The organism is Escherichia sp. MOD1-EC6162, from assembly GCF_002965125.1.
In the GTDB taxonomy this organism is placed as follows: domain Bacteria; phylum Pseudomonadota; class Gammaproteobacteria; order Enterobacterales; family Enterobacteriaceae; genus Escherichia; species Escherichia marmotae.
In genome coordinates, this window is record NZ_PTSB01000005.1 from 1 (window position 1) to 25,912 (window position 25,912).

At 49.0% G+C, this 25,912-nt stretch carries 28 protein-coding genes; 17 read left to right on the top strand and 11 right to left on the bottom strand.

Features of this window, described 5'->3' with window-relative positions; genetic code table 11:
• Positions 1 to 275: 275 nt before the first annotated feature.
• The 4 genes from A9587_RS05580 to A9587_RS05595 all read right to left on the bottom strand — a co-directional run bounded on the left by A9587_RS05580 (position 276) and on the right by A9587_RS05595 (position 2,556).
• Entirely contained in the window at positions 276 to 698 is a 423-nt protein-coding gene (locus A9587_RS05580) for a DUF977 family protein (protein ID WP_001534244.1), read from the bottom strand.
• 40 nt (positions 699 to 738) lie between these two features.
• Positions 739 to 1,833, bottom strand: coding sequence for a phage replisome organizer (locus tag A9587_RS05585; protein WP_105263273.1), 1,095 nt, complete (start codon positions 1,831 to 1,833; stop codon positions 739 to 741).
• Positions 1,834 to 1,904: 71 nt separating this feature from the next.
• Positions 1,905 to 2,330 (bottom strand): toxin YdaT family protein, encoded by a 426-nt coding sequence (locus A9587_RS05590; RefSeq protein WP_000693883.1) that lies wholly within the window; start codon positions 2,328 to 2,330, stop codon positions 1,905 to 1,907.
• A complete protein-coding gene (locus A9587_RS05595; protein ID WP_000747951.1) occupies positions 2,314 to 2,556 on the bottom strand; it encodes a Cro/CI family transcriptional regulator in 243 nt (80 codons plus the stop codon). Before A9587_RS05595 ends, A9587_RS05590 begins: the two co-directional genes overlap by 17 nt.
• Positions 2,557 to 2,947: 391 nt before the next feature.
• Between A9587_RS05595 and A9587_RS24400 the strand changes: the two genes are divergently transcribed.
• From A9587_RS24400 to A9587_RS05620, 5 genes are all read left to right on the top strand, one after another.
• Positions 2,948 to 3,286 (top strand): LexA family protein, encoded by a 339-nt coding sequence (locus A9587_RS24400; protein ID WP_001397087.1) that lies wholly within the window; start codon positions 2,948 to 2,950, stop codon positions 3,284 to 3,286.
• Positions 3,287 to 3,578: 292 nt separating this feature from the next.
• A complete protein-coding gene (locus tag A9587_RS05605; RefSeq protein ID WP_000379575.1) occupies positions 3,579 to 3,734 on the top strand; it encodes a DUF1391 family protein in 156 nt (51 codons plus the stop codon).
• Position 3,735: 1 nt separating this feature from the next.
• Entirely contained in the window at positions 3,736 to 3,864 is a 129-nt protein-coding gene (gene ydfB, locus A9587_RS25415; protein ID WP_000344964.1) for a protein YdfB, read from the top strand.
• Between the two features lie 29 nt (positions 3,865 to 3,893).
• Positions 3,894 to 4,112: a protein YdfC gene (gene ydfC / locus A9587_RS05615; RefSeq protein ID WP_001171942.1), complete on the top strand. Its 219-nt coding sequence runs from the start codon at positions 3,894 to 3,896 to the stop codon at positions 4,110 to 4,112.
• A 22-nt stretch (positions 4,113 to 4,134) separates the two neighbouring features.
• Positions 4,135 to 4,542, top strand: a complete 408-nt coding sequence (locus A9587_RS05620) for a hypothetical protein (RefSeq protein WP_105263272.1) — start codon at positions 4,135 to 4,137, stop codon at positions 4,540 to 4,542.
• Here the strand turns inward: A9587_RS05620 and A9587_RS05625 are convergent.
• Positions 4,520 to 4,753 (bottom strand): hypothetical protein, encoded by a 234-nt coding sequence (locus A9587_RS05625; protein ID WP_000920491.1) that lies wholly within the window; start codon positions 4,751 to 4,753, stop codon positions 4,520 to 4,522. The two genes, A9587_RS05620 and A9587_RS05625, sit on opposite strands and share 23 nt — an antisense overlap.
• A 560-nt stretch (positions 4,754 to 5,313) precedes the next feature.
• Here A9587_RS05625 and dicB point away from each other — a divergent pair.
• From dicB to A9587_RS05655, 5 genes are all read left to right on the top strand, one after another.
• Positions 5,314 to 5,502 carry a cell division inhibition protein DicB gene (gene dicB, locus A9587_RS05635; RefSeq protein ID WP_000449192.1) on the top strand — a complete coding sequence of 63 codons (189 nt, stop codon included), beginning with the start codon at positions 5,314 to 5,316 and terminating at the stop codon, positions 5,500 to 5,502.
• Positions 5,499 to 5,690, top strand: a complete 192-nt coding sequence (locus A9587_RS05640; RefSeq protein ID WP_001090200.1) for a DUF1482 family protein — start codon at positions 5,499 to 5,501, stop codon at positions 5,688 to 5,690. Before dicB ends, A9587_RS05640 begins: the two co-directional genes overlap by 4 nt.
• Positions 5,691 to 5,782: 92 nt before the next feature.
• On the top strand, positions 5,783 to 8,254 hold the full coding sequence (locus A9587_RS05645) for an exonuclease (protein WP_105281906.1): 2,472 nt from the start codon (positions 5,783 to 5,785) through the stop codon (positions 8,252 to 8,254).
• Positions 8,255 to 8,315: 61 nt separating this feature from the next.
• Positions 8,316 to 8,585, top strand: a complete 270-nt coding sequence (locus A9587_RS05650; RefSeq protein WP_000003742.1) for an excisionase — start codon at positions 8,316 to 8,318, stop codon at positions 8,583 to 8,585.
• Positions 8,554 to 9,672, top strand: coding sequence for a phage integrase Arm DNA-binding domain-containing protein (locus A9587_RS05655; RefSeq protein ID WP_105263270.1), 1,119 nt, complete (start codon positions 8,554 to 8,556; stop codon positions 9,670 to 9,672). The genes A9587_RS05650 and A9587_RS05655 overlap by 32 nt, the downstream gene beginning before the upstream one ends.
• A 140-nt stretch (positions 9,673 to 9,812) precedes the next feature.
• Here the strand turns inward: A9587_RS05655 and A9587_RS05660 are convergent, their stop codons facing one another.
• Positions 9,813 to 11,174 (bottom strand): Fic family protein, encoded by a 1,362-nt coding sequence (locus A9587_RS05660; protein WP_236941993.1) that lies wholly within the window; start codon positions 11,172 to 11,174, stop codon positions 9,813 to 9,815.
• A gap of 384 nt (positions 11,175 to 11,558) precedes the next feature.
• On the opposite strand from A9587_RS05660, the gene potC reads away from it, so the two are divergent.
• The 4 genes from potC to A9587_RS05680 are packed head-to-tail and all read left to right on the top strand — an operon-like array spanning position 11,559 to position 14,692.
• Complete coding sequence (potC, locus tag A9587_RS05665; RefSeq protein WP_000580316.1) at positions 11,559 to 12,353, top strand: spermidine/putrescine ABC transporter permease PotC; 795 nt, start codon at positions 11,559 to 11,561, stop codon at positions 12,351 to 12,353.
• Entirely contained in the window at positions 12,350 to 13,396 is a 1,047-nt protein-coding gene (potD, locus tag A9587_RS05670) for a spermidine/putrescine ABC transporter substrate-binding protein PotD (protein ID WP_000759322.1), read from the top strand. The genes potC and potD overlap by 4 nt, the downstream gene beginning before the upstream one ends.
• Before the next feature lie 58 nt (positions 13,397 to 13,454).
• Entirely contained in the window at positions 13,455 to 13,910 is a 456-nt protein-coding gene (locus A9587_RS05675) for a DUF3592 domain-containing protein (protein WP_001516204.1), read from the top strand.
• Entirely contained in the window at positions 13,907 to 14,692 is a 786-nt protein-coding gene (locus A9587_RS05680; protein ID WP_105263269.1) for a TPM domain-containing protein, read from the top strand. Before A9587_RS05675 ends, A9587_RS05680 begins: the two co-directional genes overlap by 4 nt.
• 138 nt (positions 14,693 to 14,830) lie before the next feature.
• On the opposite strand, the gene cobB is transcribed toward A9587_RS05680, so the two are convergent.
• The 5 genes from cobB to lolC are packed head-to-tail and all read right to left on the bottom strand — an operon-like array spanning position 14,831 to position 19,744.
• Positions 14,831 to 15,652: a Sir2 family NAD+-dependent deacetylase gene (gene cobB / locus A9587_RS05685; RefSeq protein ID WP_016248601.1), complete on the bottom strand. Its 822-nt coding sequence runs from the start codon at positions 15,650 to 15,652 to the stop codon at positions 14,831 to 14,833.
• Between the two features lie 15 nt (positions 15,653 to 15,667).
• Complete coding sequence (nagK, locus tag A9587_RS05690; protein ID WP_016261918.1) at positions 15,668 to 16,579, bottom strand: N-acetylglucosamine kinase; 912 nt, start codon at positions 16,577 to 16,579, stop codon at positions 15,668 to 15,670.
• A 27-nt stretch (positions 16,580 to 16,606) separates the two neighbouring features.
• The gene (gene lolE, locus A9587_RS05695; protein WP_105263268.1) at positions 16,607 to 17,851 is read right to left on the bottom strand and encodes a lipoprotein-releasing ABC transporter permease subunit LolE; all 1,245 of its coding nucleotides are present in this window, start codon (positions 17,849 to 17,851) and stop codon (positions 16,607 to 16,609) included.
• Positions 17,851 to 18,552, bottom strand: coding sequence for a lipoprotein-releasing ABC transporter ATP-binding protein LolD (gene lolD, locus A9587_RS05700; protein ID WP_001033706.1), 702 nt, complete (start codon positions 18,550 to 18,552; stop codon positions 17,851 to 17,853). The genes lolE and lolD overlap by 1 nt, the downstream gene beginning before the upstream one ends.
• A complete protein-coding gene (gene lolC, locus A9587_RS05705; protein WP_000284703.1) occupies positions 18,545 to 19,744 on the bottom strand; it encodes a lipoprotein-releasing ABC transporter permease subunit LolC in 1,200 nt (399 codons plus the stop codon). The genes lolD and lolC overlap by 8 nt, the downstream gene beginning before the upstream one ends.
• Positions 19,745 to 20,005: 261 nt before the next feature.
• Here lolC and A9587_RS05710 point away from each other — a divergent pair, with 261 nt between their 5' ends.
• The 3 genes from A9587_RS05710 to ldtC all read left to right on the top strand — a co-directional run bounded on the left by A9587_RS05710 (position 20,006) and on the right by ldtC (position 25,862).
• Positions 20,006 to 21,076: an acyltransferase family protein gene (locus tag A9587_RS05710; RefSeq protein WP_001516199.1), complete on the top strand. Its 1,071-nt coding sequence runs from the start codon at positions 20,006 to 20,008 to the stop codon at positions 21,074 to 21,076.
• Between the two features lie 127 nt (positions 21,077 to 21,203).
• Positions 21,204 to 24,650 (top strand): transcription-repair coupling factor, encoded by a 3,447-nt coding sequence (gene mfd, locus A9587_RS05715; RefSeq protein ID WP_024196607.1) that lies wholly within the window; start codon positions 21,204 to 21,206, stop codon positions 24,648 to 24,650.
• Between the two features lie 249 nt (positions 24,651 to 24,899).
• The gene (ldtC, locus tag A9587_RS05720; protein WP_077784515.1) at positions 24,900 to 25,862 is read left to right on the top strand and encodes a L,D-transpeptidase LdtC; all 963 of its coding nucleotides are present in this window, start codon (positions 24,900 to 24,902) and stop codon (positions 25,860 to 25,862) included.
• Positions 25,863 to 25,912 lie beyond the last annotated feature (50 nt).

Below are 25,912 nucleotides of genomic sequence, written 5' to 3' on the forward strand. Positions count from 1 at the left end.
TTTCTGCATCCCGTATTGGGCACTATGATGCCGGAAATCTGCCAGGTTCCACACCTTCCCGATATTCTCCCCATCCATCACCGCGCTCCGGATTTGATGATTGGGGATGCGTTCATTACATTTACTGGGGAATCCCCCCCTTTACCTGCTCCCATTAAACTAACATAGCACGATGTAAGCAACTTCCGCTTCTGGCACAAAGCGGACAACCACGCTAGCTCTACCCTGTGCCACAAAATGTCAATTTACATCTGAACTAATGCACTTTAATCTCGTCACTTCAAAAAATACCGAACATCCCCCTGATAAAACGACAATATCCGCTGCATAACTTCGCTTTTACGACACTCAGTACAAATTATATTATGACGCCTGTCGTAACGACGTATTTCTCCATCAGGTAATGACCAGATAAGGTCCGGATCAACCGCAGATGGTTTCTTCAGCTTTGCCCTTGAGAGCTTTTTACGGGCATTTTGCCAGTCCTTACGCGCCTGTTCAGACGGGAATAACCCGTAACCAGAGTTGTATACATCGCCACTGGCAACCAGCTCTCTGGCCAGAACGCTCATCAGATATCTTGTTGCCCCAGTTTTAGCTTCCAGTTGTCGTAACGTCTCGCGCCCACTCTGGCGTACGAGTTCAAGAACCTGCCCTTTAATTTTTTCCCGCTCTTCTTGTGTAAAAACTTTTGCCACAAGCCCTCCTGAAAATTACCTCATGACCAGAAATACACACTTACCCCCTGAAGCCCAGTGGAATTTCGGTATCCGGTTCAGAAATATGATTCACACAACGCTGGTTGTTCGTACCGCTTACCGGGAGCAACCAGGGGTTTTCAAAATTCCGGTCCGGTCCAAAAAACGTCGTCGCTCGCTGAACAAATTCCGTTCCCGTTTTCCCGGTAGCCGCCAGGTATCTTGCGTAACGCCTCACACCATCCAGCATGGCCTCTGGTGGCACCCCCTCGCGTAATCTGGCCTTCCAGGCACTGAAAGCGGATTTCTTCGGGTTTGCCCCAGCACGCAACGGGTATTCCCGCCAGACCTGTTCGAACACATCCGGATAATCTACTCGTCCCACAGGCTGCCCGGTGTTTTCCGGGACTACCCGATCGGCTTCCCGCTGAATGGCGGAATCGGCTTCAGGCTGCTGCAGTTGGTGTGATTGCTCCGGCCTTGCGGTCATCACCTGCTGCACAGCGCCCGAATCGGCTTTCAGCGCATACGCTGAATCGGCTTCCGGTGTCGTGCCTGCTGGCTGACCAAGATTGACGGTCTGAACATCCCCTGCCTGGTTCGTGGCGTTTTTTACGCCATGGACCATAGTGTTTTGATCTTCTTGATCTGTATCTTTATCTGTATCTTTATCTGTATCTTTATCTGTATCTTTATCTGTCGTGACTCGTCGTGACATGTGCGTGACATTTCGTGACGCGCCGTGACAATCGCCATTTTGTTCCCGCTTTCTTTCCCTCTCTCGCTGCGCCCTCTTGCGCTCTGCAGGAGATTTTGCGGTTTGCGAAATATTGCCGTTGTCCTCTTTAAGCACCTGGCGTTTTTCCCATCCAGTGATTAAATCACCATCAAGTACCCGCCCCTGCATCGTCTGCAAAATTGAATCAATTACCTCTTCTGTCACGTCGAGCGCACTTGCCAAATCTTCTGTCGTGACATCAATGTGACCTCGCGTGACATTTCGTGACGCGCTCACCAGGAGGTGGATATACACTGCCATCACTGTTGCAATTGGCTGCCCTGACACCCTGGCAATTGTTCGCCACTTAGGGTCATTTGGCATGTCATGCCATAATCTGAGCCAAGCGTTAGCCATACTCACCTCTTCTGATACCGAATCTTTTTACTCACGAGTTGCCGGAAGCGATTCGATATGGCTATTGTCAGTCAATGTACTGCCACAGCATTTCCTGCCGGGCCACCACGGTTCATCTGATTGAAACCGGCGATTGCCACTGCGACAAAATCATCAGCGTCTCTCACCAATCGCTCCCGCGTCTCCACCAGCTCCCGAAAATAAGCTGAACTGTGGCTGCGCATTCTGGCCACCAGCAAAGGTGGCATTGCCTTTTCGATCGCTGGTAACAACGCCTGAATTTTTTCAACTGCATCAGGGGTGTCTTTCTCTACCCAGCGGAAAATTTTCTGGGTATTGCGAGCCAAGGCTTCCGGATGGCTGTCGTCATACAGTTCAGGAAACGTCATACCCAACTCAAAATAAGCCTGGGTTATTCCAGCTGCTGGAACTTTTTCGCCATCAGGACGCGCCCAGGCATTCATCGCCATGCGGATGTGTTCATGCTTGATTTTCATGAATCCCCCCTTGGTTAGAAGGCGGATTATGATCAGAACCGGGAATGACAACCGTCGGTATGTGTAACTCATATTTGAGCGCCCCGGCAGTGACTGCCTGAATTAGCAACGCCCATTTCCACGGAACCTCTTCCCCCCACATGCTGACTGTGGTTTTTGACGTTCCTAGAGCTGCGGCTGTTTTAACAACTCCGCCAAAATAGCCTAATACTTCTGATTTTTTCATGAGTCGCTCCATAAAACTGAACGCCAAAAGTTTAATAATCAAAACCAAAGAAAGTCAAGAAACAAAACCATCTGTGTTTTAAAATCAAAACATGAGCAAGCAAACAATATCTGAACGCATAACCCAACGTATGCATGCGCTAAACCTGAAAGGCAAAGACCTTGTCAATGCCACTGGCGCATCAAAAGGCTCCGTAAGTCAATGGATGAACGGTGGAGGAGCGCCGTCCTCGCGTTACATAAGTTCACTGGCAAAGATATTGAAAGTAAACGAAAATTGGCTTCTTAATGGAGGAGAGTTAAATACAGGTGATTCGCTTGATCTATCTTTACCGCCGATAAAAACGGTTCCGCTACTATCACTTCAGCAGGCAGCAAGCTGGAGTGATTATATGAAAAATTCCTCAATAACCTCTTGTGTGCAGCTTGTCGGAGAAATCCCGGCCAATACCTTTGCAGTTGTTCTAGAGAGTGACAGTATGTCAACATCTGGTGGGGGAGTTTCCATCCCAAATGGTTCAACAGTTTTTGTTGATCCCGATCGAACCGTACAACCAGGAAATATTGTCCTTGCCTTACCCAAAGGGACCACAACACCTGTCATTCGTAAACTGGAGATAGAAGGGCCGGATATTCTTTTAGTCCCCACGAATCCTCGCTACCCTTCAATTATGCTGGATGATCTATCTTGCATATTGGGCGTATGCTTTAAAATTCAACAAGATATTTAACCAACCTCATCTATTTGATTAACTGTATGCCATCGTGATGATGGCTTAACAGCTGCCTGCTTAAAATGTTTTGATAAAAAAACATTGACCTGAAAAGTTCATTTTTCTAAACTTCATTCATTCCCTCACCCCACCCCACAGAATGCAGGGTAATACTTCGAGTTACTAGGCAGTGGTCAGGGGTTAAGTAGCCAGCCCGAGGCGTAAGAACATGACGGCAGGGTTCAACTTTAATAACTATGCAGCAGGTTTTTGTTCCGCTACCCCGGCGTTAAGGGGAAATGAGGTCAACATGGATACTATCGATCTTGGCAACAACGAATCTCTGGTGTACGGCGTGTTTCCCAACCAGGACGGCACATTCACCGCGATGACGTATACCAAAAGCAAAACGTTTAAAACCGAAAATGGTGCCCGTCGCTGGCTGGAAAGAAACTCAGGTGAGTGATATGGATTTCGACACAATCATGGAAAAGGCTTACGAAGAATACTTCGAAGGCCTTGCCGAAGGCGAAGAAGCTCTCAGCTTCAGTGAGTTTAAACAGGCGCTTTCCAGCTCGGCAAAATCTAACGGCTGATAAGCGAAGCAGCACCGCGAGGAATCAGTATGCAGAAACGAGAACCCGTCATCATCGCGCCAGACTATACCGATGATGAACTTTATGAGTGGATGCGCCAGAAAATTAATGCAGCGCAGGATCTGAAATGGGCCAATGAAGCCAGGGCTAAGCAGGCTGAAAATCTGTCCGCTCTGGAGCAGGATATCACCAATCTGGAAAAAGCAGCGGCATTAAGCATTGCCAGAATGATTACATACCCACGTTAATAGCTAACCAACAAGGCTAATAATGGAATTTAAAGATTTACCAAAAGAAATCCAGACAATTGCTGCAACGACTCTCGGTGATAGTCTGGTGAAAATTGACCCGGCATACACCAAAAAAGAAACCATCGATAATATGGTTCGTAATGTGCGCAATGCTTTTTCTGGGCTATATGGTTCTGATAATCAAAAGCAGGAAAGCGACGTTAATGAACGGGTAATTTCTGTTTGCGTGAATGGCCATGTTCTTTCATCAATCAAAACAGAAACAGCAACACTCTTCGATTGCCTTTGCATTGTACAGAGTCTTGTTGATGCCCTGTTTCGTTCAGTGAATTTAGAAAATGATGCAAATCTGCGAGGGCGCACAATAGCACATCCATATGCACATACTTTAGGCTCGGTGGATATCAAAGATCCCACAAATCTTTAATGAAATAGTTAACGCGAATTGTACTTGCTCTTTCAGTTGCTTTCAGAATACGCGTTGAAACTGCTGGCGGTAATTTGGTATTCCATTTATTAAAATCATGCCCGGGAAAGTACTCTTCGAAAATACTTTTAACTGCAGACTCGCCTATTGAAATGCTGCTTACCATGCGATTTTGATAAAGGCATTTAGCAATAAGAGTTGATTTTAACATTCACCCTCCTGAGGGTTGGTAATTAAGGAGTTCTCCACGGGTGAGGTGGAGTGCGTGCGCCGGACACGGGTGAACATCCGGCACTGACAGTTTACTGAAAGGATATTTCCCTGAAAAGTCAGACCATAACGCGAAAGCGCACGGCGAGGTAGTTGGTTCATAGATAGCCTGTCGTTAAATTTTCGTCGACCGTGCGCTTCCGGTTGTGGCACTCCGCGAAATGGCGCGGCGGTAAGTATGGCGGGGTTATTCCTTCCCCGTTGAGGACACCGGGTTGTCAGGTTGACCATACGCTTAAGTGACAACCCCGCTGCAACGCCCTCTGTTATCAATTTTCTGGTGACGTTTGGCGGTATCAGTTTTACTCCGTGACTGCTCTGCCGCCCTTTTTAAAGTGAATTTTGTGATGTGGTGAATGCGGCTGAGCGCACGCGGAACAGTTAAAACCAAAAACAGTGTTATGGGTGGATTCTCTGTATCCGGCGTTAATTGTTAACTGGTTAACGTCACCTGGAGGCACCAGGCACTGCATCACAAAATTCATTGTTGAGGACGCGATAATGGAAACGTTATTACCAAACGTTAATACGTCTGAAGGTTGTTTTGAAATTGGTGTCACTATCAGTAACCCTGTATTTACTGAAGATGCCATTAACAAAAGAAAACACGAACGGGAGTTATTAAATAAAATATGCATTCTTTCAATGCTGGCTCGTTTACGTCCGATACAAAAAGGATGCTGGCAATGAATACAGCATTTGCACTTGTTCTGACAGTTTTTCTTGTTTCCGGAGAGCCAGTTGATATTGCAGTCAGTGTTCACAGGACAATGCAGGAGTGTGTGACTGCAGCAACCGAACAGAAAATTCCCGGTAACTGTTACCCGGTCGATAAAGTTATTCACCAGGATAATAACGAAATCCCGGCAGGTCTTTAAAACAGTTCCGTAATAAACATCCGATTTCATTCTTATATGCCAGCAATGGCAGGGATTTGTTCACCCTTAAATCTGTAATGAGGTAAAACAAAATGAGTAAAGTCTTTATTTGCGCCGCCATTCCGGACGAACAGGCAATAAAGGAAGAAGGTGCAGTCGCTGTAGCCACTGCCATTGAAGCCGGTGATGAACGTCGCGCACGCGCAAAATTTCACTGGCAATTCCTGGAACATTATCCGGCTGCTCAGGACTGCGCTTATAAATTTCTTGTCTGCGAGGATAAACCCGGTATACCCCGCCCTGCCCTCGATTCCTGGGATGCTGAATATATGCAGGAAAACCGCTGGGATGAGGCGTCTGCTTCCTTTGTCCCGGTCGAGACTGAATCCGATCCGATGAACGTCACTTTTGACAACCTAGCCCCTGAAGTACAGAACGCTGTCATGGTTAAGTTCGACACATGTGAAAACATCACTGTTGATATGGTGATTAGCGCACAGGAATTGTTGCAGGAAGACATGGCAACATTCGACGGCCATATCGTTGAAGCGTTGATGAAAATGCCAGAAGTTAACGCCATGTATCCGGAGCTTAAGCTGCATGCCATCGGGTGGGTTAAGCATAAATGTAAGCCTGGTGCCAAATGGCCCGAAATTCAGGCAGAGATGCGCATCTGGAAAAAACGTCGCGAAGGTGAACGCAAGGAAACCGGAAAATACACGTCTGTTGTTGATCTCGCCCGCGCCAGAGCCAATCAACAGCACACTGAAAATTCAACAGGAAAAATCAACCCGGTCATTGCTGCCACTCATCGCGAATACAAGCAGACATGGAAAACACTGGATGACGAACTGGCCTACGCTCTCTGGCCTGGTGATGTGGATGCCGGAAACATTGACGGCAGCATCCATCGCTGGGCAAAAAATGAAGTTATCGACAACGACCGCGAAGACTGGAAGCGTATCTCGGCATCAATGCGCAAACAGCCCGATGCCCTTCGCTACGACCGCCAGACTATTTTTGGCCTTGTCCGTGAACGTCCGATCGACATTCACAAAGACCCTGTGGCACTGAACAAATACATTACTGAATACCTGACTACAAAGGGCGTGTTTGAAGATGAAGGAAGAAATCAGAGCGCAACTGATACTCTCTCGTCGCCAGTACCAGAAACTGATGCAGTGGAAACGGCAATTCCGGACAACGAAAAAACCGAATGCAAAGTGGAAGTCGAACCATCTGTAGAGCGTGAGGGGCCGTTCTACTTCCTCTTCACCGACAAGGGTGGCGAAAAATACGGTCGCGCAAACAAACTTTCTGGTCTGGATAAGGCACTGGCTGCCGGGGCTACTGAAATCACGAAAGAAGAATATTTCGCCCGCAAAAACGGTACATACTCAGGTTCACAACAAAATACTGGTGCATCTGACACGACCGCACAACCAGGGCCGGTAAAAGTTACCGCTGACAAAGTAAACAAAATTATGCAGGCAGCCAATATCAGCCAGCCTGACGCCGATGAACTGCTTGCAGTATCACGTGGTGAATTTGTTGCAGGGATTAGCGATCCGAATGATCCGAAATGGGTGAAGGGGATTGAAACCCGCGATTCTGTGAACCAGAACCAGCAAGAAACGGAACAGAACGACCAGAAAGCGGAACAAAACAGCCCAAATACGCAACAAAACGAGCCAGAAACGAAACAACCTGAACCAGTAGTGCAACAGGAACCGGAAAAGATCTGCACCGCCTGCGGTCAGAGCGGTGGCGGCAACTGCCCTGATTGTGGTGCGGTGATGGGCGACGCAACATACCAGGAAACATTCGATGACAAGAACCAGGTTGAAGTTCAGGAAGACGATTCGGAGAAAATGGAAGGCGCTGAACATCCACACAAGGAGAATGCTGGCAGCGCTCAGGACCACGCCAGCGATAGTGAAACTGGCGAGACGGCAGATCCCTTAATTACGATGAACGGTCATCACTTTATCACATCCACCAGCAGGACGTGTGACCATCTAATGATCGACCTTGAAACCATGGGAAAAAATCCTGAGGCCCCGATTATCTCAATAGGTGCAATATTTTTCGATCCGCAAACCGGAGATATGGGACCGGAATTTAGTAAGACTATCGATCTGGAAACTGCTGGCGGAGTCATTGATCGGGACACCATTAAATGGTGGCTTAAGCAATCACGCGAAGCGCAATCTGCCATTATGACCGATGAAATCCCGTTAGATGATGCACTGTTACAATTGCGGGAATTTATCGACGAAAACTCCGGTGAGTTTTTTGTTCAGGTCTGGGGAAATGGAGCCAACTTCGACAACACGATTTTGCGCCGTTCATACGAACGGCAGGGGATCCCCTGCCCGTGGCGCTACTGCAACGATCGCGATGTACGCACAATCGTTGAACTGGGGAAAGCCATAGACTTCGATGCCAGAACGGCTATTCCATTCGAAGGTGAGCGCCATAATGCACTTGATGACGCCCGTTACCAGGCAAAATACGTTTCAGCTATCTGGCAAAAACTGATCCCGAGCCAGGCTGATTTTTAATGTTCAACCGTCGCCAGTTGTCGTTGGTATTCTGCAACTGGCGCGTTCCGGAGTGATAGCCATGAGCGAACAGTACCTGATAACGCTCGACGAGTGGAAACCAAAACGGTTCAGTCTCCCAATAACAAACACTACCCTGGTGAAATACGGAAAACTAGGATACATCGTTCCAAGACCACAAAAAATTCGTGGGCGTTGGCTGATAGATCGCCGGGCAGTATTTGTTGGACCTGGTGAAACGGGAATTGCGCCGGAAATTCATACTGGCGATGATGATGCACTGAAGGAGATTTTAACTCATGTCACCGAGGCCACGAAAAAACAGCACTGACGTAACCGGTCTTTACGAAAAGTTTGATCGCAGAACTGGCAGGGTTTACTACCAGTATAAAAACCCTGTGACTGGAAAATTTCACGGTCTCGGAACAGACAAAGGCAAAGCAGAAAAAATCGCTTCCACAGCCAATCAGCGAATAGCTGCAGCAGAAGCTGAATATTTCATGCGCAAAATTGATGAAAGTCCGTCAGCAACAAAACGTCGGGGTATCAGATTAAAGGCATGGGTTGATCGATATCTGAAAATACAGGATGCGCGACTGAAAAATGGAGATATTGCAGCTACAACTCACAAAGAAAAAGCCCGAATGGCTGCATACCTGGTTTCCCGTCTGGGAAGCCACCCATTGAAAGAACTGGAAGTAAGAGACTTTGCATTAATACTGGATGAGTGGCTGGATAAAGACATGGTCAGCACAGCGAGAGTAAATCGTGGATTATGGGTTGATATTTATAAAGAAGCACAGCATGCAGGGGAAGTTCCTCCTGGATGGAATCCTCCGGAGGCTACCCGTAAACCGATCCCTAAAGTAACCAGAGCCAGACTCACCCTGGAAGACTGGCAAAAAATTTACAATGCAACGCCTGAAAAACACTTTATCCGTAACGCAATGCTTCTTGCGATTGTAACTGGTCAGCGCCGTGATGACATTTGCCACATGCGTTTTTCAGATGTGTGGAACGAACACTTGCATATCACCCAGGGAAAAACCGGAATGCGTCTGGCGTTACCGCTTACACTACGCTGTGATGCCATTGGGATAACGTTAAAAGAAGTTATTGATGGGTGCCGAGACAGAATATTAAGTCCATATCTAATCCATAGTCGGCACCAGAAACAACCAAAGCCGATGAGTAAAGACAACCTGAGCGACTACTTTGCCAAAGCACGGGATCTAGCTGGGATAATTCCACCAGCAGGAAAAACGCCAACCACATTCCACGAACAGCGCTCTTTATCCGAACGGCTATATCGCGCACAGGGGATCGACACTAAAACGTTACTGGGCCACAAGGTGCAGGCAACAACAGATCGATACAACGACACTCGCGGCCAGGAATGGGTAAAGCTGGTCATTTAGAGAACATAAAATGAAAACGAAAAATACGATTTATCGAGCAATCAAAAAGTTCATTCTTTCAAAGTCCTGAGAGTAATCTCCATCAACAACTGTCAGCATCCCCCTTTATGCCGAGCATCAAACAAAGGGGGATGACATATTTATAATTTTTTAAGTTTATCCAAAACACCTTTAAGAGATTTTGGTGACACATAAAGAGTTTGCTTTCCCCGTTCAATTTTTTCGAACAAGCCACATTCAACCAACGCTCTAAGATCAGAGCGAGCTGTATTATCTGACACATTAAGATTGTCACTAACTTCCTTAACAGTAAATAATTTCCCGACATGTTCAATTGCCACAAATAGTATGGTTTTTTGCCTGTCATTTAATTTACGCATTAATCCACTGGACCATAGCAAACTATCAATCTCAGCCCGTTGGGTAGAGATTTTCTTTATATATTGAGTGAAGTTTGTTGTTGCCCGACAAATCACCTGACATTGATAATCCACAAAATAAGTAAGATCAAAGTTATCCGTTTCTGTATACAGATAGGCCATACCATAGGCCGTAGAAGCTTCTTTCAGCAGACGACTTATTGATATAAATTTGAACGCTGTGTAACCACATTTAAATAAGTACCAATAAAATAAAGCCCTCGCCGTTCTACCATTCCCATCATTAAAAGGGTGCTCATAACCTATCATGAAATGCAATATACATGCTTTAATGAGAGGATGCATATATGAAGATGTAACAGAATCCTCATGTCTAACATTTGCCCATTGGCATATGCTGTCAACCCTTTGTTCCAATTCCCCAAACTCAGGTGGATAATGAACAACATTACCATCATAATCACATATTACTATATCATTTGTGTCTCTAAACTGTCCCGGTTTGTATTTCTCATTATTAATATCTTTGGTTCCGATTGCATGGAATTCCTTGATTAGATCTAATGATAATTCTTCATTTCTTTTATCCCACACACTCCCCATCAAACGATAATTTCCCAAAATCATTCTTTCATCTTCTGTTCTGGGCTTTCTTTGGGCCGACAACATGGCTTTTGCAACAACTGTCGTTGTTGCTGCTCCTTCAAGCTGACTGGAAGATATGGATTCTTCTTCTTTCAAATCATTCATCAAATACTTAACACCCTCTAAGTTTGATATCATAGCTTCAAATGCAGCCTTAGATGTTTGCTGGTCAATAAGTGAACATGCTTTATGCATAGAGGGTAGAATGTTGATTTTAGCAATTTCGCCATTTTTGTCTTTATAGTCAATTTTATTAATATGGGCTTGCCTGGCCATTTGTTGAACAGACCATGCGTAGACCGCATCAACCCCTTTGTCGACTCTATATTGGAAATCTTCCCAATGATGGTACCGCCCCTTCTCATCTGTTACCCTATGATAATTCATAAGTTTAACTAAATCTTTGTTGTTGTCAGATGTAGTTTTTTTGATTATTTCTGCAAAGGACACTACTTTTGGTGGATTTTTGATTTTCATTTTTTATCTCAAAATCGTATCATTTTGAGATAAATTGAACCAAAGATGAAGGCTTGTCAACATACAAACTCCATCTATACGGATCCGCCCGCACAAATCGGAAAATGGAATCTCCTCGCCACATATGGGATGACTCCTATTTTATTGTGTTGACTCAATGGAGAAAGGCTACTGACCATTGGGTATATAGGTCATTTGAATGGGCATTTTTTTCCGATCACCTGGAAAATTGTTGTAAAATTCGCGGCCTTGGTGATGACTGCTTATTTTTTTGGCTGTCTGTTTTGGTGGGAAGTTTTGGAGAGATTTTGGAGAAGAGAAAAAGTTGATTATTTTCAATGCTCTGAAAGCATTCCACCTTCTGAACAAGAAGGTGGAACTCGAATGATCGGTCGACTGCTCCGCGGCGGTTTTATGACCGCTATCTATGCGTACCTGTATATTCCAATCATCATTTTGATTGTGAACTCCTTTAACAGCTCGCGCTTTGGCATCAACTGGCAGGGTTTTACCACCAAATGGTATAGCCTGCTGATGAACAACGATAGTCTGTTACAAGCAGCGCAACATTCACTGACGATGGCGGTGTTTTCAGCGACATTCGCTACGCTTATTGGCTCACTGACGGCTGTTGCGCTGTACCGCTATCGCTTCCGCGGTAAGCCGTTCGTTAGCGGGATGCTGTTTGTGGTAATGATGTCGCCAGATATCGTGATGGCGATTTCCCTGCTGGTGCTGTTTATGCTGCTGGGTATTCAGCTTGGCTTCTGGTCGCTGCTGTTCTCACACATTACCTTCTGCCTGCCATTTGTGGTGGTGACGGTGTATTCGCGTCTGAAAGGCTTTGATGTGCGGATGCTGGAAGCAGCGAAAGATCTCGGTGCCAGCGAGTTCACCATTCTGCGGAAAATCATTCTGCCACTGGCAATGCCAGCGGTGGCGGCGGGTTGGGTGTTAAGCTTTACCCTGTCCATGGACGATGTGGTAGTTTCGTCGTTTGTCACCGGGCCGAGCTATGAAATTCTGCCGTTAAAAATTTATTCGATGGTCAAAGTCGGCGTATCGCCGGAAGTTAACGCGCTGGCAACCATTTTACTGGTGCTGTCGCTGGTGATGGTGATTGCCAGCCAGCTTATTGCTCGTGATAAAACGAAAGGTAACACAGGGGACGTTAAATGAAAAAATGGTCACGCCACCTGCTCGCGGCGGGTGCTCTGGCACTGGGCATGAGCGCCGCTCACGCCGATGACAACAACACGCTGTATTTCTACAACTGGACCGAGTACGTACCGCCAGGACTGCTGGAACAGTTCACTAAAGAAACCGGCATTAAAGTTATCTATTCGACTTATGAGTCGAATGAAACCATGTACGCCAAGCTGAAAACGTACAAAGACGGTGCCTATGACCTGGTGGTTCCTTCAACCTATTACGTCGATAAAATGCGTAAAGAAGGGATGATCCAGAAGATCGACAAGTCGAAGTTAACGAACTTCAGCAACCTCGATCCAGAAATGCTCAACAAGCCATTTGACCCGAATAACGATTACTCCATTCCGTATATCTGGGGCGCGACGGCGATTGGCGTTAACGGTGATGCGGTTGATCCGAAATCCGTGACGAGCTGGGCCGATTTGTGGAAGCCTGAATACAAAGGCAGCCTGCTGCTGACCGACGACGCCCGTGAAGTGTTCCAGATGGCACTGCGTAAGCTGGGTTATTCTGGCAACACCACCGATCCGAAAGAGATTGAAGCCGCGTATAACGAGCTGAAAAAGCTGATGCCAAACGTAGCGGCGTTTAACTCCGATAACCCGGCTAACCCGTACATGGAAGGCGAAGTTAACCTCGGCATGATCTGGAACGGTTCTGCTTTCGTTGCCCGTCAGGCAGGCACGCCAATTGACGTGGTCTGGCCGAAAGAAGGCGGCATTTTCTGGATGGACAGCCTGGCTATTCCGGCAAATGCCAAAAACAAAGAAGGCGCGCTGAAACTGATCAACTTCCTGCTACGTCCGGATGTGGCAAAACAGGTTGCGGAAACTATTGGTTATCCAACACCAAACCTCGCCGCACGTAAACTGTTAAGCCCGGAAGTGGCGAACGACAAGACCCTCTACCCGGATGCCGAAACCATCAAAAATGGCGAATGGCAGAGTGACGTTGGCTCAGCCAGCAGCATTTATGAAGAGTATTATCAGAAGCTGAAAGCAGGACGTTAATTCAGCAAGCGGGCGGAGTTATTACCGCCCGCTTTTTTATTAAGCAAGGATGTTGCTTATGAGTCAGGACAATCAAATTTTATCCCGCGTTTTCCCTGGAGTCGGTCTGATACTCCTCCTTATTTCTATTGTTATCTTTTATAACCAGTTCACCTACAGCAAAAATACTGTACATACCGAAGGGATCATTGTTGATACCGTCTGGCACAATTCACGCCAGATCGGTAATGATGGTTCATGGCATCCTGTTGTCGCATTTCGTCCTACGCCAGACTACACGCTCATTTTCAATTCGAGTATCGGTAGTACTTTTTATGAAGACAGCGAAGGCGATAAAGTTAATGTTTATTATCCTCCAGGACATCCTGAAAAGGCTGAAATAAATAACCCGTGGGTTAATTTTTTCAAATGGGGATTTATCGGCATGATGGGCGTTATTTTTATCGCCGTCGGTTTATTAATCAGTATGCCCTCCTCTAAAAAGACGCGCAGGAAAAGGAAATCCCGCCAATGAAAAAGTTATTTATATTGCTTTACTTACTGATTTTTCTGCCACTGGCGGGAATAAGCCAGCCTGTAATACCCGTAATGAAAACATTCTTTACGGATACCACTGGCACCGTTCCCGATGGCGAGGATATCGCGCGTAAAGCGGAGATCTTTCGTCAACAAACCGGGATTGCGCCATTTATCGTGGTTGTTCCTGACATCAATGAAACCAGTCTCAGGAAAAATGGCAAAGCGATGCTGGCGCATGCGTCATCTTCATTGACTGATGTAAAAGGGAGTGTTCTGTTAATCTTTACTACCCGGGAGCCACGGTTAATTGTGATAACCAACGGCCAGGTTGAAAGCAGTATGGACGATAAACATCTGGGACGGCTGATAGAAAATTACACACTGGCTTATTTAAATGCTGATCTCTGGTATCAGGGTATGAATAATGCACTGGATATTTTACAAGCACAGATATTAAAACAACCGACGCCGCCACTGACATATTATCCGCATCCCGAACAAAAGCATGAGAGTGATCCGCCAGGCAGCACCTCGACATTAGGTTTTATCTCCTGGGCTGCAGCGTTTGTCTTATTTTCCAGGATCTTTTACTACACGACACGTTTTATTTATGCGCTAAAATTTGCAGTAGCTATGACTGTTGCCAATATGGGCTATCAGGCTTTATGCCTGTGTATCGATAATAGCTTTACGATTGCCAGAATATCGCCGCTCTGGGCGGTGCTGATTGGTGTCTGTACGTTTTTTGCCGCGCTGTTATGGCCGAGTAAAAGTTAAAAGAGGTCGGTAAAATGCGCGTGTATTATGCCGGATGCGGCGTGAACGCCTTATCCGGCCTACAAAACCCACAAATTCAATTAATTGTGCCCTTTTATAGGCCTGATAAGCGTAGCGCATCAGGCAATGACTTCTGCTTTATAAGCCCTTCAGCAACTTCTCAACAAACTCTGGCACGACCTGACTTGCCGGGCCGTAATATTTCTCGGCAAACTCATTGCCAACCTGGCTCGGTTCAAGGTTCAGTTCAACCGTATGCGCGCCATGCAGCTTCGCTTCGTGGACAAATCCTGCTGCCGGATAAACATGCCCGGACGTGCCAATAGCAATGAAAATATCCGCCATCGATAACGCCATATAGATTTCATCCATACCGAACGGCATTTCACCAAACCACACCACGTGTGGGCGCAGCGGTGCCGGAAACTGGCAGCAATGGCATTTATCTTCTGGCGTGACATCGCCCGTCCAGTCGAGCACCTGCCCGCTTTGCGTACAGCGTACTTTCAGCAATTCCCCATGCATATGAATCACATTGGTATTGCCCGCGCGTTCATGCAGGTTATCGATATTCTGCGTCACCAGCAAAAAGTGATCGCCCAGGGCGTCTTGCAGTTTTGCCAATGCAAGATGCGCAGCGTTAGGTTGAATTTCTGGCTGCTGTAGTTGACGGCGACGGGCGTTATAAAATGCCTGTACCAGTTCAGGATCGCGGTTAAAGCCTTCTGGCGTCGCGACATCTTCAACACGATGTTCTTCCCACAGGCCGTCTGCAGCGCGAAAGGTACGAATACCTGATTCCGCAGAAATGCCTGCCCCTGTCAGTACGAGTACTCTTGGTTTTTCCATTGCTTCCGGCACCACTTTATCTCTGAAAAAAATACGCTGACGCAAACGCTCGTGCAGGCGGCGTTTGTTTTTACGAAAACGACTTAACCGATGACCCCGACGCGACAGCATAGCAACCTCTATTGATTAATCGGTAAGATGTAAGAAGGCAGCTCCACGCATTCCTCCTGCATCCCCATGACGCGCACGCTCAATGCGTGGGACACGAGCTACAGGTAAGAGATGACGAGGCAACCTGTCCGTTAGTTGCGTTGTGATTGCCGGGAAATTGGATAACCCGCCACCAATGACCAGCAAATCAGGGTCAATGATAGTCAGGATATTTCCCAGACAAACCGCTAATAAATCCAGATAACGCTCAACGTGCGCCCTTGCCTGCTCATCGCCTTGATCGTAAAGCGCAATAATCTCTGGAGCCTGCAACGGTTGATGATAATAATGTTGATACAGCCACGCAAAACCGCGACCAGAAAGATAATTCTCGATACAGCCATGCTGGCCACAACCGCAACGGCGTAACGGGAAATCCAGTCCCATCATGGTTAACGCATCGACCGGCAGACGCATATGCCCAAACTCGCCGGTAATATAGCGTTTTCCCGTCACCGGTTTACCGTTGAATACCAGCCCGCCACCAACGCCAGTACCAAGAATTAACCCCATCACCAACGGATATTGGGTAAATTCCTCATCCCAGGCTTCAGAAAGGACAAAACAGTTGGCATCGTTATTAAGGCGCACATCGCGATCAAGACGTGCGCTCAGGTCGGCACGCAGCGGTTTACCGCTGGCAGCAGGAACATTGACGGCATACAAAGTGCCATCTTCCGTTTCCGGCATTCCAGGAATGCCAATGCCAACAGAACCTTTACAGCCAAAACGCAGGTCAGCTTCGGTCACCAACTCGCACACCGCATCTAAAAATGCGTCATAGCTGTCACGCGGCGTCGACACCCGCTTTTCCCATTGCAGTTGCCGATTGTTATCAAACACGCCAAGCGCAATTTTCGTCCCACCAATATCAAACCCGTAATACATTGCCACTCCTTGTTTTAATGTACTGCCTTACTGGCCGCTAAGGACTCGCGCAGGGTCAATATTACTGGCGCGCCGCGCCGGATACCAACTTGCCAAAAGACTCAGCAACAATGCTGTGACCAGTACGTAGAAGACGTCCAGCCAGTGTAATTCCGATGGCAGAAAGTCAATAAAATAGATGTCACTGGAGAGGAACTGATGACCGATCAGACCTTCAATCCACTCAATAATCGGAGTAAGTTGCAGCGAAACCACCACGCCGATAACCACGCCACACAGGCTGCCAAACAGCCCCGCCAGTAGTCCATACCAGACGAAAATAGCGCGAATTAAACCGTCTTTAGCACCCAGCGTTCTCAATACTGCGATATCGCCGCTCTTGTCTTTCACCGCCATCACTAAGGTGGAGACGATGTTGAAACAGGCTACGCCAATCACCAGTACCATTGCCAGATACATAATGGCGCGGATCATCTGGATATCCCGATACATATAGCCGTAAGTACCGATCCAGCTCTTGATATAGACATAGCTGTTGGTCACTTCACCCGCATCGCGTACCAACTTGTTGGCGTTAAAAACATCCGTCATTTTAAGGGCAATACCTGACACACTGGAACCCATATCAAGATATTGTTGAGCGTCCGTCAGCGGGATCATGGCAAAACTGTGATCAAGTTGACCGCTTAGCTGCAAAATTCCGGTAATTTGCAAGCGCACACGTTTCGGCTGCATCAGCTTATGCTCAGGGTTTGAGTTCGGGATCATGATCGACACCCAATCGCCCTGCTTCACTTTCAACGCATCCGCCACGCCTTTGCCGATAATAATCTGCTGTTCACCGGCTTTAAAATTTTTCCAGGCATCTCCCTGGACAAACGATGGCAGCGCGCTCAGTCGCTGTTCCTGCTGTGGGTCAACACCTTTTACCTGCAGAGCGCGCAAATTTGCACCGCTCTCCACCAGCCCCGTGAAATTGATATATGGCGCAGCGGCGGCAATACCCGGCACTTTCTGCACTTTATCCAGTGCTTCTTGCCAGTTCGTCCACGGCTGATTCACCGCTTCAATTTCACCATGCGGCACCACTGCCAGAATGCGGTTGTTCAGTTCACGTTCGAAGCCGTTCATCGCACTTAAACCGACAATCAATACTGCCACGCCCAGGGCAATGCCAATGGTAGAAATAACGGAGATCAGCGACACCATGCCGCCGCGTCGCCGTCCGCGACTAAAACGCAAGCCAATTAATAACGATAAAGGCATCGCCATTACTCCGCCCCCATCAGGCTCAGTTCCGCCGTCAGACGACCATCACGCATTTCCAGTTGACGGCTCATACGTTTCGCCAGTTGCAGATCGTGAGTAACCACCAGAAAGGCAGTGCCCTGCAGGCGATTCAATTCTCCGAGCAACTGGAAGATGCTGTCAGCGTTACGCGCATCAAGGTTACCAGTAGGTTCATCCGCCAGCACCAGACGCGGGTTATTAACCAGCGCCCGGGCAATCGCCACACGCTGACGCTCACCGCCAGAAAGTTCTGACGGGCGGTGATTCGCCCGGTGCTCCAACCCCACAGCTTTTAGCATTTCCAGCGCCCGACTGTTAATTTCAGCAGGCTTTTTCTTGCCAATCAGCAGCGGCATAGCGACGTTTTCCAGCGCGGTAAAGTCCGGCAGCAGGTGGTGGAACTGATAAATAAAGCCCAACTTCTGGTTGCGCAGTTCCGCTTTCGCCGCCGACGACAGTTTGCTCATCGGCTGACCGCTAAAAATCACATCACCGGAGGTTGGCGTATCCAGCCCGCCCAGTAAATGCAGCAAGGTACTTTTGCCAGAACCGGAGCTACCGACAATGGCCATCATTTCGCCTTCGCCCACGCTGAAACTGACATTGTGCAGCACGTCGGTTTGCACACTGCCTTCCTGATAGCGTTTGCACAGGTTGTCGCATTGCAACAGGATCTTATTCATAACGTAAAGCCTCAGCGGGTTGAGTGGCGGCAGCGCGCCAGGAAGGGTAAAGCGTAGAAAGCAGCGCGATAGCCATCGCCACCAGCGCAATAACAATGACCTGTAAAGGTTCGATAGCGACCGGTAACGCCGCGCCATCAAGCAGGACGCCGATTATCGGCATCAGATTATTTAACTGGCTGGCAAGCAGTGCACCAAGCGCAGCGCCCAGGATCGCACCGATAACGCCAGCGCTGGCTCCTTGTACCATAAAGACCATCATGATTTGTCGTGGAGTTAAGCCTTGTGTCTGTAGGATCGCCACTTCGCCCTGCTTCTCCATTACCATCAGCCCCAGCGATGTAATAATGTTAAACGCTGCAACGGCGACAATCAGACTCAGCAGCAGGCCCATCATATTTTTTTCCATGCGCACGGCCTGGAACAACTCGCCTTTACGATCGCGCCAGTCCTGCCACTTGCTGCCTTCTGGCAGTTTTTGCTGGCTTAAAGAGTCGACTTTCAGCGGCTCATCCAGCCACAGACGCCAGCCGGTGATATTACCCGCCGGATAACGCATCAGACGCGAGGCATCCTCAATATTCACCAGCATTTCATAGCCGTCGACTTCACTGTTGGCAGCAAAAGTGCCAATCACATTGAACAGACGCTGACTTGGAATACGCCCCATCGGCGTAAACTGGCTGGCAGACGGCACCATCACACGGATTTGATCGCCGCGATTGACGCCTAACTGTGAGGCAAGTTGTTCACCGAGGATGACATTATATTTCCCCGGTTCGAGGTCGGCTTGCTTCACATTGACCAGATACGGGGTTAGCGGATCTTTTTGCGCCGGGTCGATACCCAGCATCACCCCGACCGCCACGCTGCGCGCGCTTTGCAGCACCACATCACCTGTAGTGAGAGGCGCAATACGATTTACGCCGTCAAGTTTGACCGCAGTCTCCGGGAGTTGTTGCGGGTTAAGGGAGCCATGCTCCGAAGAGAGAATTGCCTGTGGCATCAGGCCAAGGATGTTGTTTTGCAGTTCGCGCTCAAAACCGTTCATCACTGACAATACCGTGACCAGCGCCATCACCCCGAGGGTAATGCCGATGGTAGAAAGCCAGGAGACGAAACGACCGAAGCGATCCGCTGCACGCCCACGCATATAACGCAGGCCAATAAATAGAGCGACAGGTTGGTACATGAAATCCGTCTGGTTGCTGTTAGCAAAGACACGAGTATATAAGCGAAAGCAGGATGGGTAAACGCCTGAACTGTAAGTGATCGTCAGGGCTAATCTGAAAAGTATCAGTAAATCAATCGGCTAAAGTGTCTCGTTTTCTCATCTGCCTTGTAACCTGATCTTTATCTGAAAAATAACCAAATACAGACAGATACGCATTACACCACGCCTCTCACCCCGCAGGATCAACGGCATGTTAAATTTTATGAGCGTGTTGTCCTGATGAAACAAAAAGAGCTATGGATTAATCAGATCAAAGGGTTATGTATTTGCCTGGTGGTGGTTTATCACTCGGTTGTTACCTTTTATCCGCATCTGACCACTTTCCAGCATCCGTTATCGGAAGTCTTGAGCAAATGCTGGATCTATTTCAATCTTTACCTTGCACCCTTTCGGATGCCGGTCTTTTTCTTTATATCCGGCTATTTGATTCGCCGCTACATCGACAGCGTGCCGTGGGGGAATTGTGTCGATAAACGCATCTGGAGCATCTTTTGGGTGCTGGCGCTTTGGGGCATTGTCCAGTGGCTGGCGTTGAGCGCGCTCAACCAATGGCTGGCACCAGAGCGCGATTTAAACAATACCGCCAATGCTGCTTATGCCGATTCCACCGGCGAGTTCCTGCATGGGATGGCCACCGCCAGCACCAGCTTGTGGTATCTGTATGCCTTAATCGTCTATTTCGTGGTGTGTAAAGCTTTTAACCGCCAGGCACTGCCGTTATTCGCCCTGTTTGTACTGATGAGCGTGGCTGTTAATTTCGTTCCCACACCGTGGTGGGGGATGAACAGTGTGATCCGCAATTTGCCTTATTACAGTCTTGGCGCATGGTTTGGCTCAACGTTGATGACCTACGTTAAAGAGGTGCCGCTACGTCGCCATCTGTTGATAGCAGTGCTGCTGGCTGTTCTGGCGATCGGAGCCTGGTTGTTGAACGTGTCGCTACTACTGTCGCTGGTGTCGATTGTGGTGATTATGAAGCTGTTTTATCAGTTCGAGCAGCGCTTCGGTATGCGTTCCCTCAGCCTGTTGAATGTGATTGGTTCCAACACCATCGCCATCTACACCACCCATCGCATTCTGGTAGAGATATTCAGCTTAAGTCTGATTCCGCAAATAAACGCGGCGCGCTGGTCGCCGCCAATCGAACTGGCGCTCCTGCTGGTTTATCCCTTTGTCAGTTTGTTGATTTGCACACTGGCTGGCTTGCTGGTGCGAAAATTTTCACAACGCGCATTCAACGATCTGTTGTTCTCCCCGCCTTCTCTGCCTGCAACCAGTTACTCTCGCTAAGCCATCGCCCCAGCCGGGGCGATTCAATTTGCTAAACCATGTCGATTCCGGATAATGAACAGCATTGCTTATCAGAGATATGCCCCCATATGTTGAGGCATATCCTAACGAGACTCTGACAACTGTTATGCCTGAACAATATCGTTATACGCTGCCCGTCAAAGCGGGTGAGCAGCGTCTGCTGGGCGAGTTAACCGGAGCTGCCTGCGCGACGCTGGTAGCCGAAATTGCCGAACGTCACGCCGGACCGGTGGTGCTTATTGCACCAGATATGCAAAATGCCCTGCGTTTGCACGATGAAATCAGCCAGTTCACCGACCAGATGGTGATGAACCTGGCGGACTGGGAAACCCTCCCCTACGACAGTTTTTCGCCTCATCAGGACATTATCTCCTCGCGTCTTTCCACCCTTTACCAGTTACCATCAATGCAGCGTGGCGTACTGATTGTTCCGGTGAATACGCTTATGCAGCGCGTTTGCCCGCACAGTTTTCTCCACGGCCATGCGCTGGTAATGAAAAAAGGTCAGCGGTTATCGCGCGATGCATTGCGTACCCAACTGGACAGCGCCGGTTATCGCCATGTTGATCAGGTGATGGAGCACGGCGAATACGCCACGCGTGGTGCGTTGCTGGATCTTTTCCCAATGGGCAGCGAACTGCCTTATCGTCTTGATTTTTTTGATGATGAAATCGACAGCCTGCGGGTATTTGACGTCGACAGCCAGCGCACGCTGGAAGAAGTGGAAGCCATCAACCTGCTGCCCGCACATGAATTTCCGACCGATAAAGCGGCGATTGAGCTGTTCCGCAGTCAGTGGCGCGATACTTTTGAGGTGAAACGCGATCCGGAACATATTTACCAGCAAGTGAGTAAAGGCACGCTGCCTGCCGGGATCGAATACTGGCAGCCGCTGTTCTTCAGCGAACCGCTGCCGCCACTGTTCAGTTATTTCCCGGCCAATACGTTGCTGGTGAATACCGGCGATCTGGAAAACAGTGCCGAACGTTTCCAGGCCGATACGCTGGCGCGTTTTGAAAGTCGCGGCGTCGATCCGATGCGACCGCTATTGCCGCCACAATCGCTCTGGCTGCGAGTGGATGAACTTTTCTCGGCGTTAAAAAACTGGCCTCGCGTGCAGCTTAAAACCGAGCATTTACCGACGAAAGCAGCGAATGCCAATTTAGGTTTTCAGAAACTGCCAGACCTGGCCATTCAGGCGCAACAAAAAGCGCCGCTGGATGCGCTGCGTAAATTTCTCGAATCCTTCGATGGCCCGGTGGTGTTCTCGGTAGAAAGTGAAGGCCGCCGCGAAGCACTCGGGGAACTGCTCGCCCGAATCAAAATTGCCCCGCAACGCATTATGCGTCTCGATGAGGCCAGCGAGCGTGGACGTTATCTGATGATCGGTGCTGCCGAACATGGTTTTATCGATACAGTACGTCATCTGGCGCTGATTTGTGAAAGCGATCTGCTCGGTGAACGTGTTGCCCGTCGTCGTCAGGACTCTCGTCGCGCCATCAACCCAGACACGCTGATCCGCAACCTCGCGGAGCTGCATATCGGCCAGCCGGTTGTTCACCTGGAACATGGCGTCGGGCGCTATGCCGGAATGACCACGCTGGAGGCTGGCGGCATTACGGGCGAGTATCTGATGCTCACCTACGCCAACGACGCCAAACTGTATGTTCCGGTGTCATCGCTGCACCTGATTAGCCGTTACGCCGGTGGCGCAGAAGAAAACGCTCCGCTGCATAAACTTGGCGGAGATGTTTGGTCACGGGCGCGGCAGAAAGCGGCGGAAAAAGTGCGTGATGTGGCAGCAGAACTGCTGGATATCTACGCCCAACGCGCTGCCAAAGAAGGCTTCGCGTTTAAACACGATCGCGAACAATATCAATTGTTCTGCGACAGCTTCCCGTTCGAAACCACGCCGGATCAGGCGCAGGCCATCAACGCAGTTCTTAGCGACATGTGTCGGCCACTGGCAATGGATCGTCTGGTGTGCGGTGACGTTGGCTTTGGTAAAACGGAAGTGGCGATGCGTGCCGCTTTCCTGGCGGTGGAAAACCACAAGCAGGTGGCAGTGCTGGTGCCAACCACCCTCCTCGCCCAACAACACTACGACAACTTCCGCGACCGTTTTGCTAACTGGCCGGTGCGCATCGAAATGATCTCCCGTTTCCGCAGCGCCAAAGAACAGGCGCAAATCCTTACGGAAGTGGCGGAAGGGAAAATCGATATTTTGATCGGCACGCACAAACTGCTGCAAAACGACGTCAAGTTTAAAGATTTGGGCTTGCTGATTGTCGATGAAGAACACCGCTTTGGTGTCCGTCATAAAGAACGCATTAAAGCGATGCGCGCGAACGTCGACATACTGACGCTCACCGCGACACCAATTCCGCGCACGCTGAACATGGCAATGAGTGGAATGCGCGATCTGTCAATTATCGCCACACCGCCCGCCCGTCGTCTGGCGGTCAAAACGTTTGTCCGCGAGTACGACAGCCTGGTCGTCCGGGAGGCCGTCCTGCGTGAAATTTTGCGTGGGGGACAGGTTTATTATCTCTACAATGACGTGGAAAACATCCAGAAAGCCGCCGAACGGCTGGCGGAACTGGTGCCAGAAGCACGAATTGCCATCGGTCACGGGCAGATGCGTGAGCGCGAACTGGAACGGGTGATGAATGATTTCCATCACCAGCGTTTCAACGTGCTGGTTTGTACCACAATTATCGAAACCGGGATCGACATTCCTACCGCCAACACCATTATCATTGAACGCGCGGATCATTTCGGTCTGGCGCAGTTGCACCAGTTGCGCGGTCGCGTCGGACGCTCACACCATCAGGCGTATGCGTGGCTGCTGACGCCACATCCGAAAGCGATGACTCCCGATGCGCAAAAACGTCTCGAGGCGATTGCGTCTCTGGAAGACCTTGGTGCGGGCTTTGCGCTGGCAACTCACGATCTGGAGATTCGCGGTGCGGGTGAACTGCTCGGTGAAGAACAAAGTGGTTCGATGGAAACCATCGGTTTCTCGCTGTATATGGAGTTGCTGGAAAACGCCGTTGATGCGCTGAAAGCCGGACGCGAGCCGTCGCTGGAAGATCTCACCAGCCAGCAAACGGAAGTCGAACTGCGGATGCCGTCGCTACTGCCGGACGATTTCATCCCTGACGTGAATACACGTCTGTCGTTCTATAAACGCATTGCCAGCGCCAAAACGGAAAATGAACTGGAAGAGATCAAAGTAGAGCTTATCGATCGCTTCGGCCTGCTGCCGGATCCGGCACGTACTCTGCTGGAGATTGCCCGCCTGCGCCAGCAAGCGCAGAAGCTGGGGATCCGGAAGCTGGAGGGGAATGAGAAAGGCGGCGTGATCGAATTTGCCGAGAAGAATCACGTGAATCCAGCCTGGTTGATTGGTTTGCTGCAAAAACAGCCGCAGCACTATCGTCTCGATGGCCCGACGCGCCTGAAGTTTATTCAGGATTTGAGCGAGCGGAAACAACGTATCGACTGGGTGCGCCAGTTTATGCGTGAGCTGGAAGAGAACGCCATCGCGTAGTAGTAAATCGGGGGGCGGTTATGCCCCCTTTAGACACAAAGCATAAACAAAATTTGCTACGCTTATCAGGCCTACCGTGTATTGAATTTGCAGGCGGATAAGGCGTTCACACCGCATCGGGCATGAACCAGCATCTCTCCTAATATTTACAAATTCTTTGCACTTCCCTGCACTACCCGACACTGCCACCATTCATAATTCATACTTATCTTTTTATTACAATAACCTTATATTTTTTATGGATTTTTGGTGATGATCAAAACGCGTTTTTCTCGCTGGCTGACGTATTTTACGTTCGCCGCAGCCGTAGCACTGGCGCTACCGGCAAAAGCCAATACCTGGCCGCTGCCGCCTGCGGGTAGTCGTCTGGTTGGTGAAAACAAATTTCATGTGGTGGAGAATGACGGTGGTTCGCTGGAAGCCATCGCCAAAAAATATAACGTCGGTTTCCTGGCGCTGTTACAGGCCAACCCTGGCGTTGATCCGTATGTACCACGAGCCGGAAGCGTGTTAACGATTCCGTTGCAAACGCTGCTGCCGGATGCGCCACGTGAAGGCATTGTGATCAATATTGCAGAGTTACGTCTCTATTATTATCCACCGGGTAAAAATTCGGTGACCGTATATCCGATCGGCATTGGCCAGTTAGGCGGAGACACATTGACGCCAACAATGGTAACTACCGTTTCGGACAAGCGAGCTAACCCAACATGGACACCTACCGCAAACATCCGCGCCCGTTATAAAGCCCAGGGCATCGAACTTCCGGCTGTTGTTCCGGCAGGACCGGATAATCCGATGGGTCATCATGCGATCCGTCTGGCGGCCTATGGCGGCGTTTATTTGCTTCACGGTACAAACGCCGATTTCGGCATTGGTATGCGGGTAAGTTCCGGCTGTATTCGTCTGCGCGATGACGATATCAAAACACTTTTCAGCCAGGTCACCCCTGGCACCAAAGTGAACATTATCAACACACCGATTAAAGTCTCTGCCGAGCCAAATGGCGCACGCCTGGTAGAAGTGCATCAGCCTCTGTCAGAGAAGATTGATGACGATCCGCAATTGTTGCCGATTACGCTCAATAGTGCGATGCAGGCATTTAAAAATGCAGCGCGAACTGACGCCGAAGTAATGCAGCATGTGATGGATGTACGTTCAGGAATGCCGGTGGATGTACGTCGTCATCAAGTTAACCAACAAGCGTTGTAAATACCGGATAAAAAAATCCCCGCGGCACGGCATGTCGCGGGGAAAAAAAG

Bases quoted from the DNA above. Each gene is read 5' to 3' on its own strand.
- A9587_RS05590 (WP_000693883.1), bottom strand. From the start codon at position 2,330: ATGAAAATCAAGCATGAACACATCCGCATGGCGATGAATGCCTGGGCG.
- potD (WP_000759322.1), top strand. From the start codon at position 12,350: ATGAAAAAATGGTCACGCCACCTGCTCGCGGCGGGTGCTCTGGCACTG.
- lolE (WP_105263268.1), bottom strand. From the start codon at position 17,851: ATGGCGATGCCTTTATCGTTATTAATTGGCTTGCGTTTTAGTCGCGGA.
- A9587_RS05595 (WP_000747951.1), bottom strand. From the start codon at position 2,556: ATGAAAAAATCAGAAGTATTAGGCTATTTTGGCGGAGTTGTTAAAACA.
- A9587_RS05640 (WP_001090200.1), top strand. From the start codon at position 5,499: ATGAATACAGCATTTGCACTTGTTCTGACAGTTTTTCTTGTTTCCGGA.
- A9587_RS05675 (WP_001516204.1), top strand. From the start codon at position 13,455: ATGAGTCAGGACAATCAAATTTTATCCCGCGTTTTCCCTGGAGTCGGT.
- mfd (WP_024196607.1), top strand. From the start codon at position 21,204: ATGCCTGAACAATATCGTTATACGCTGCCCGTCAAAGCGGGTGAGCAG.
- A9587_RS05680 (WP_105263269.1), top strand. From the start codon at position 13,907: ATGAAAAAGTTATTTATATTGCTTTACTTACTGATTTTTCTGCCACTG.
- dicB (WP_000449192.1), top strand. From the start codon at position 5,314: ATGGAAACGTTATTACCAAACGTTAATACGTCTGAAGGTTGTTTTGAA.
- A9587_RS24400 (WP_001397087.1), top strand. From the start codon at position 2,948: ATGAAAAATTCCTCAATAACCTCTTGTGTGCAGCTTGTCGGAGAAATC.
- A9587_RS05645 (WP_105281906.1), top strand. From the start codon at position 5,783: ATGAGTAAAGTCTTTATTTGCGCCGCCATTCCGGACGAACAGGCAATA.
- ydfC (WP_001171942.1), top strand. From the start codon at position 3,894: ATGCAGAAACGAGAACCCGTCATCATCGCGCCAGACTATACCGATGAT.
- lolC (WP_000284703.1), bottom strand. From the start codon at position 19,744: ATGTACCAACCTGTCGCTCTATTTATTGGCCTGCGTTATATGCGTGGG.
- A9587_RS05650 (WP_000003742.1), top strand. From the start codon at position 8,316: ATGAGCGAACAGTACCTGATAACGCTCGACGAGTGGAAACCAAAACGG.
- A9587_RS05605 (WP_000379575.1), top strand. From the start codon at position 3,579: ATGGATACTATCGATCTTGGCAACAACGAATCTCTGGTGTACGGCGTG.
- A9587_RS05585 (WP_105263273.1), bottom strand. From the start codon at position 1,833: ATGGCTAACGCTTGGCTCAGATTATGGCATGACATGCCAAATGACCCT.
- lolD (WP_001033706.1), bottom strand. From the start codon at position 18,552: ATGAATAAGATCCTGTTGCAATGCGACAACCTGTGCAAACGCTATCAG.
- A9587_RS05620 (WP_105263272.1), top strand. From the start codon at position 4,135: ATGGAATTTAAAGATTTACCAAAAGAAATCCAGACAATTGCTGCAACG.
- A9587_RS05655 (WP_105263270.1), top strand. From the start codon at position 8,554: ATGTCACCGAGGCCACGAAAAAACAGCACTGACGTAACCGGTCTTTAC.
- A9587_RS05710 (WP_001516199.1), top strand. From the start codon at position 20,006: ATGAAACAAAAAGAGCTATGGATTAATCAGATCAAAGGGTTATGTATT.
- nagK (WP_016261918.1), bottom strand. From the start codon at position 16,579: ATGTATTACGGGTTTGATATTGGTGGGACGAAAATTGCGCTTGGCGTG.
- A9587_RS05660 (WP_236941993.1), bottom strand. From the start codon at position 11,174: ATGAAAATCAAAAATCCACCAAAAGTAGTGTCCTTTGCAGAAATAATC.
- cobB (WP_016248601.1), bottom strand. From the start codon at position 15,652: ATGCTGTCGCGTCGGGGTCATCGGTTAAGTCGTTTTCGTAAAAACAAA.
- A9587_RS05625 (WP_000920491.1), bottom strand. From the start codon at position 4,753: ATGTTAAAATCAACTCTTATTGCTAAATGCCTTTATCAAAATCGCATG.
- ydfB (WP_000344964.1), top strand. From the start codon at position 3,736: ATGGATTTCGACACAATCATGGAAAAGGCTTACGAAGAATACTTCGAA.
- potC (WP_000580316.1), top strand. From the start codon at position 11,559: ATGATCGGTCGACTGCTCCGCGGCGGTTTTATGACCGCTATCTATGCG.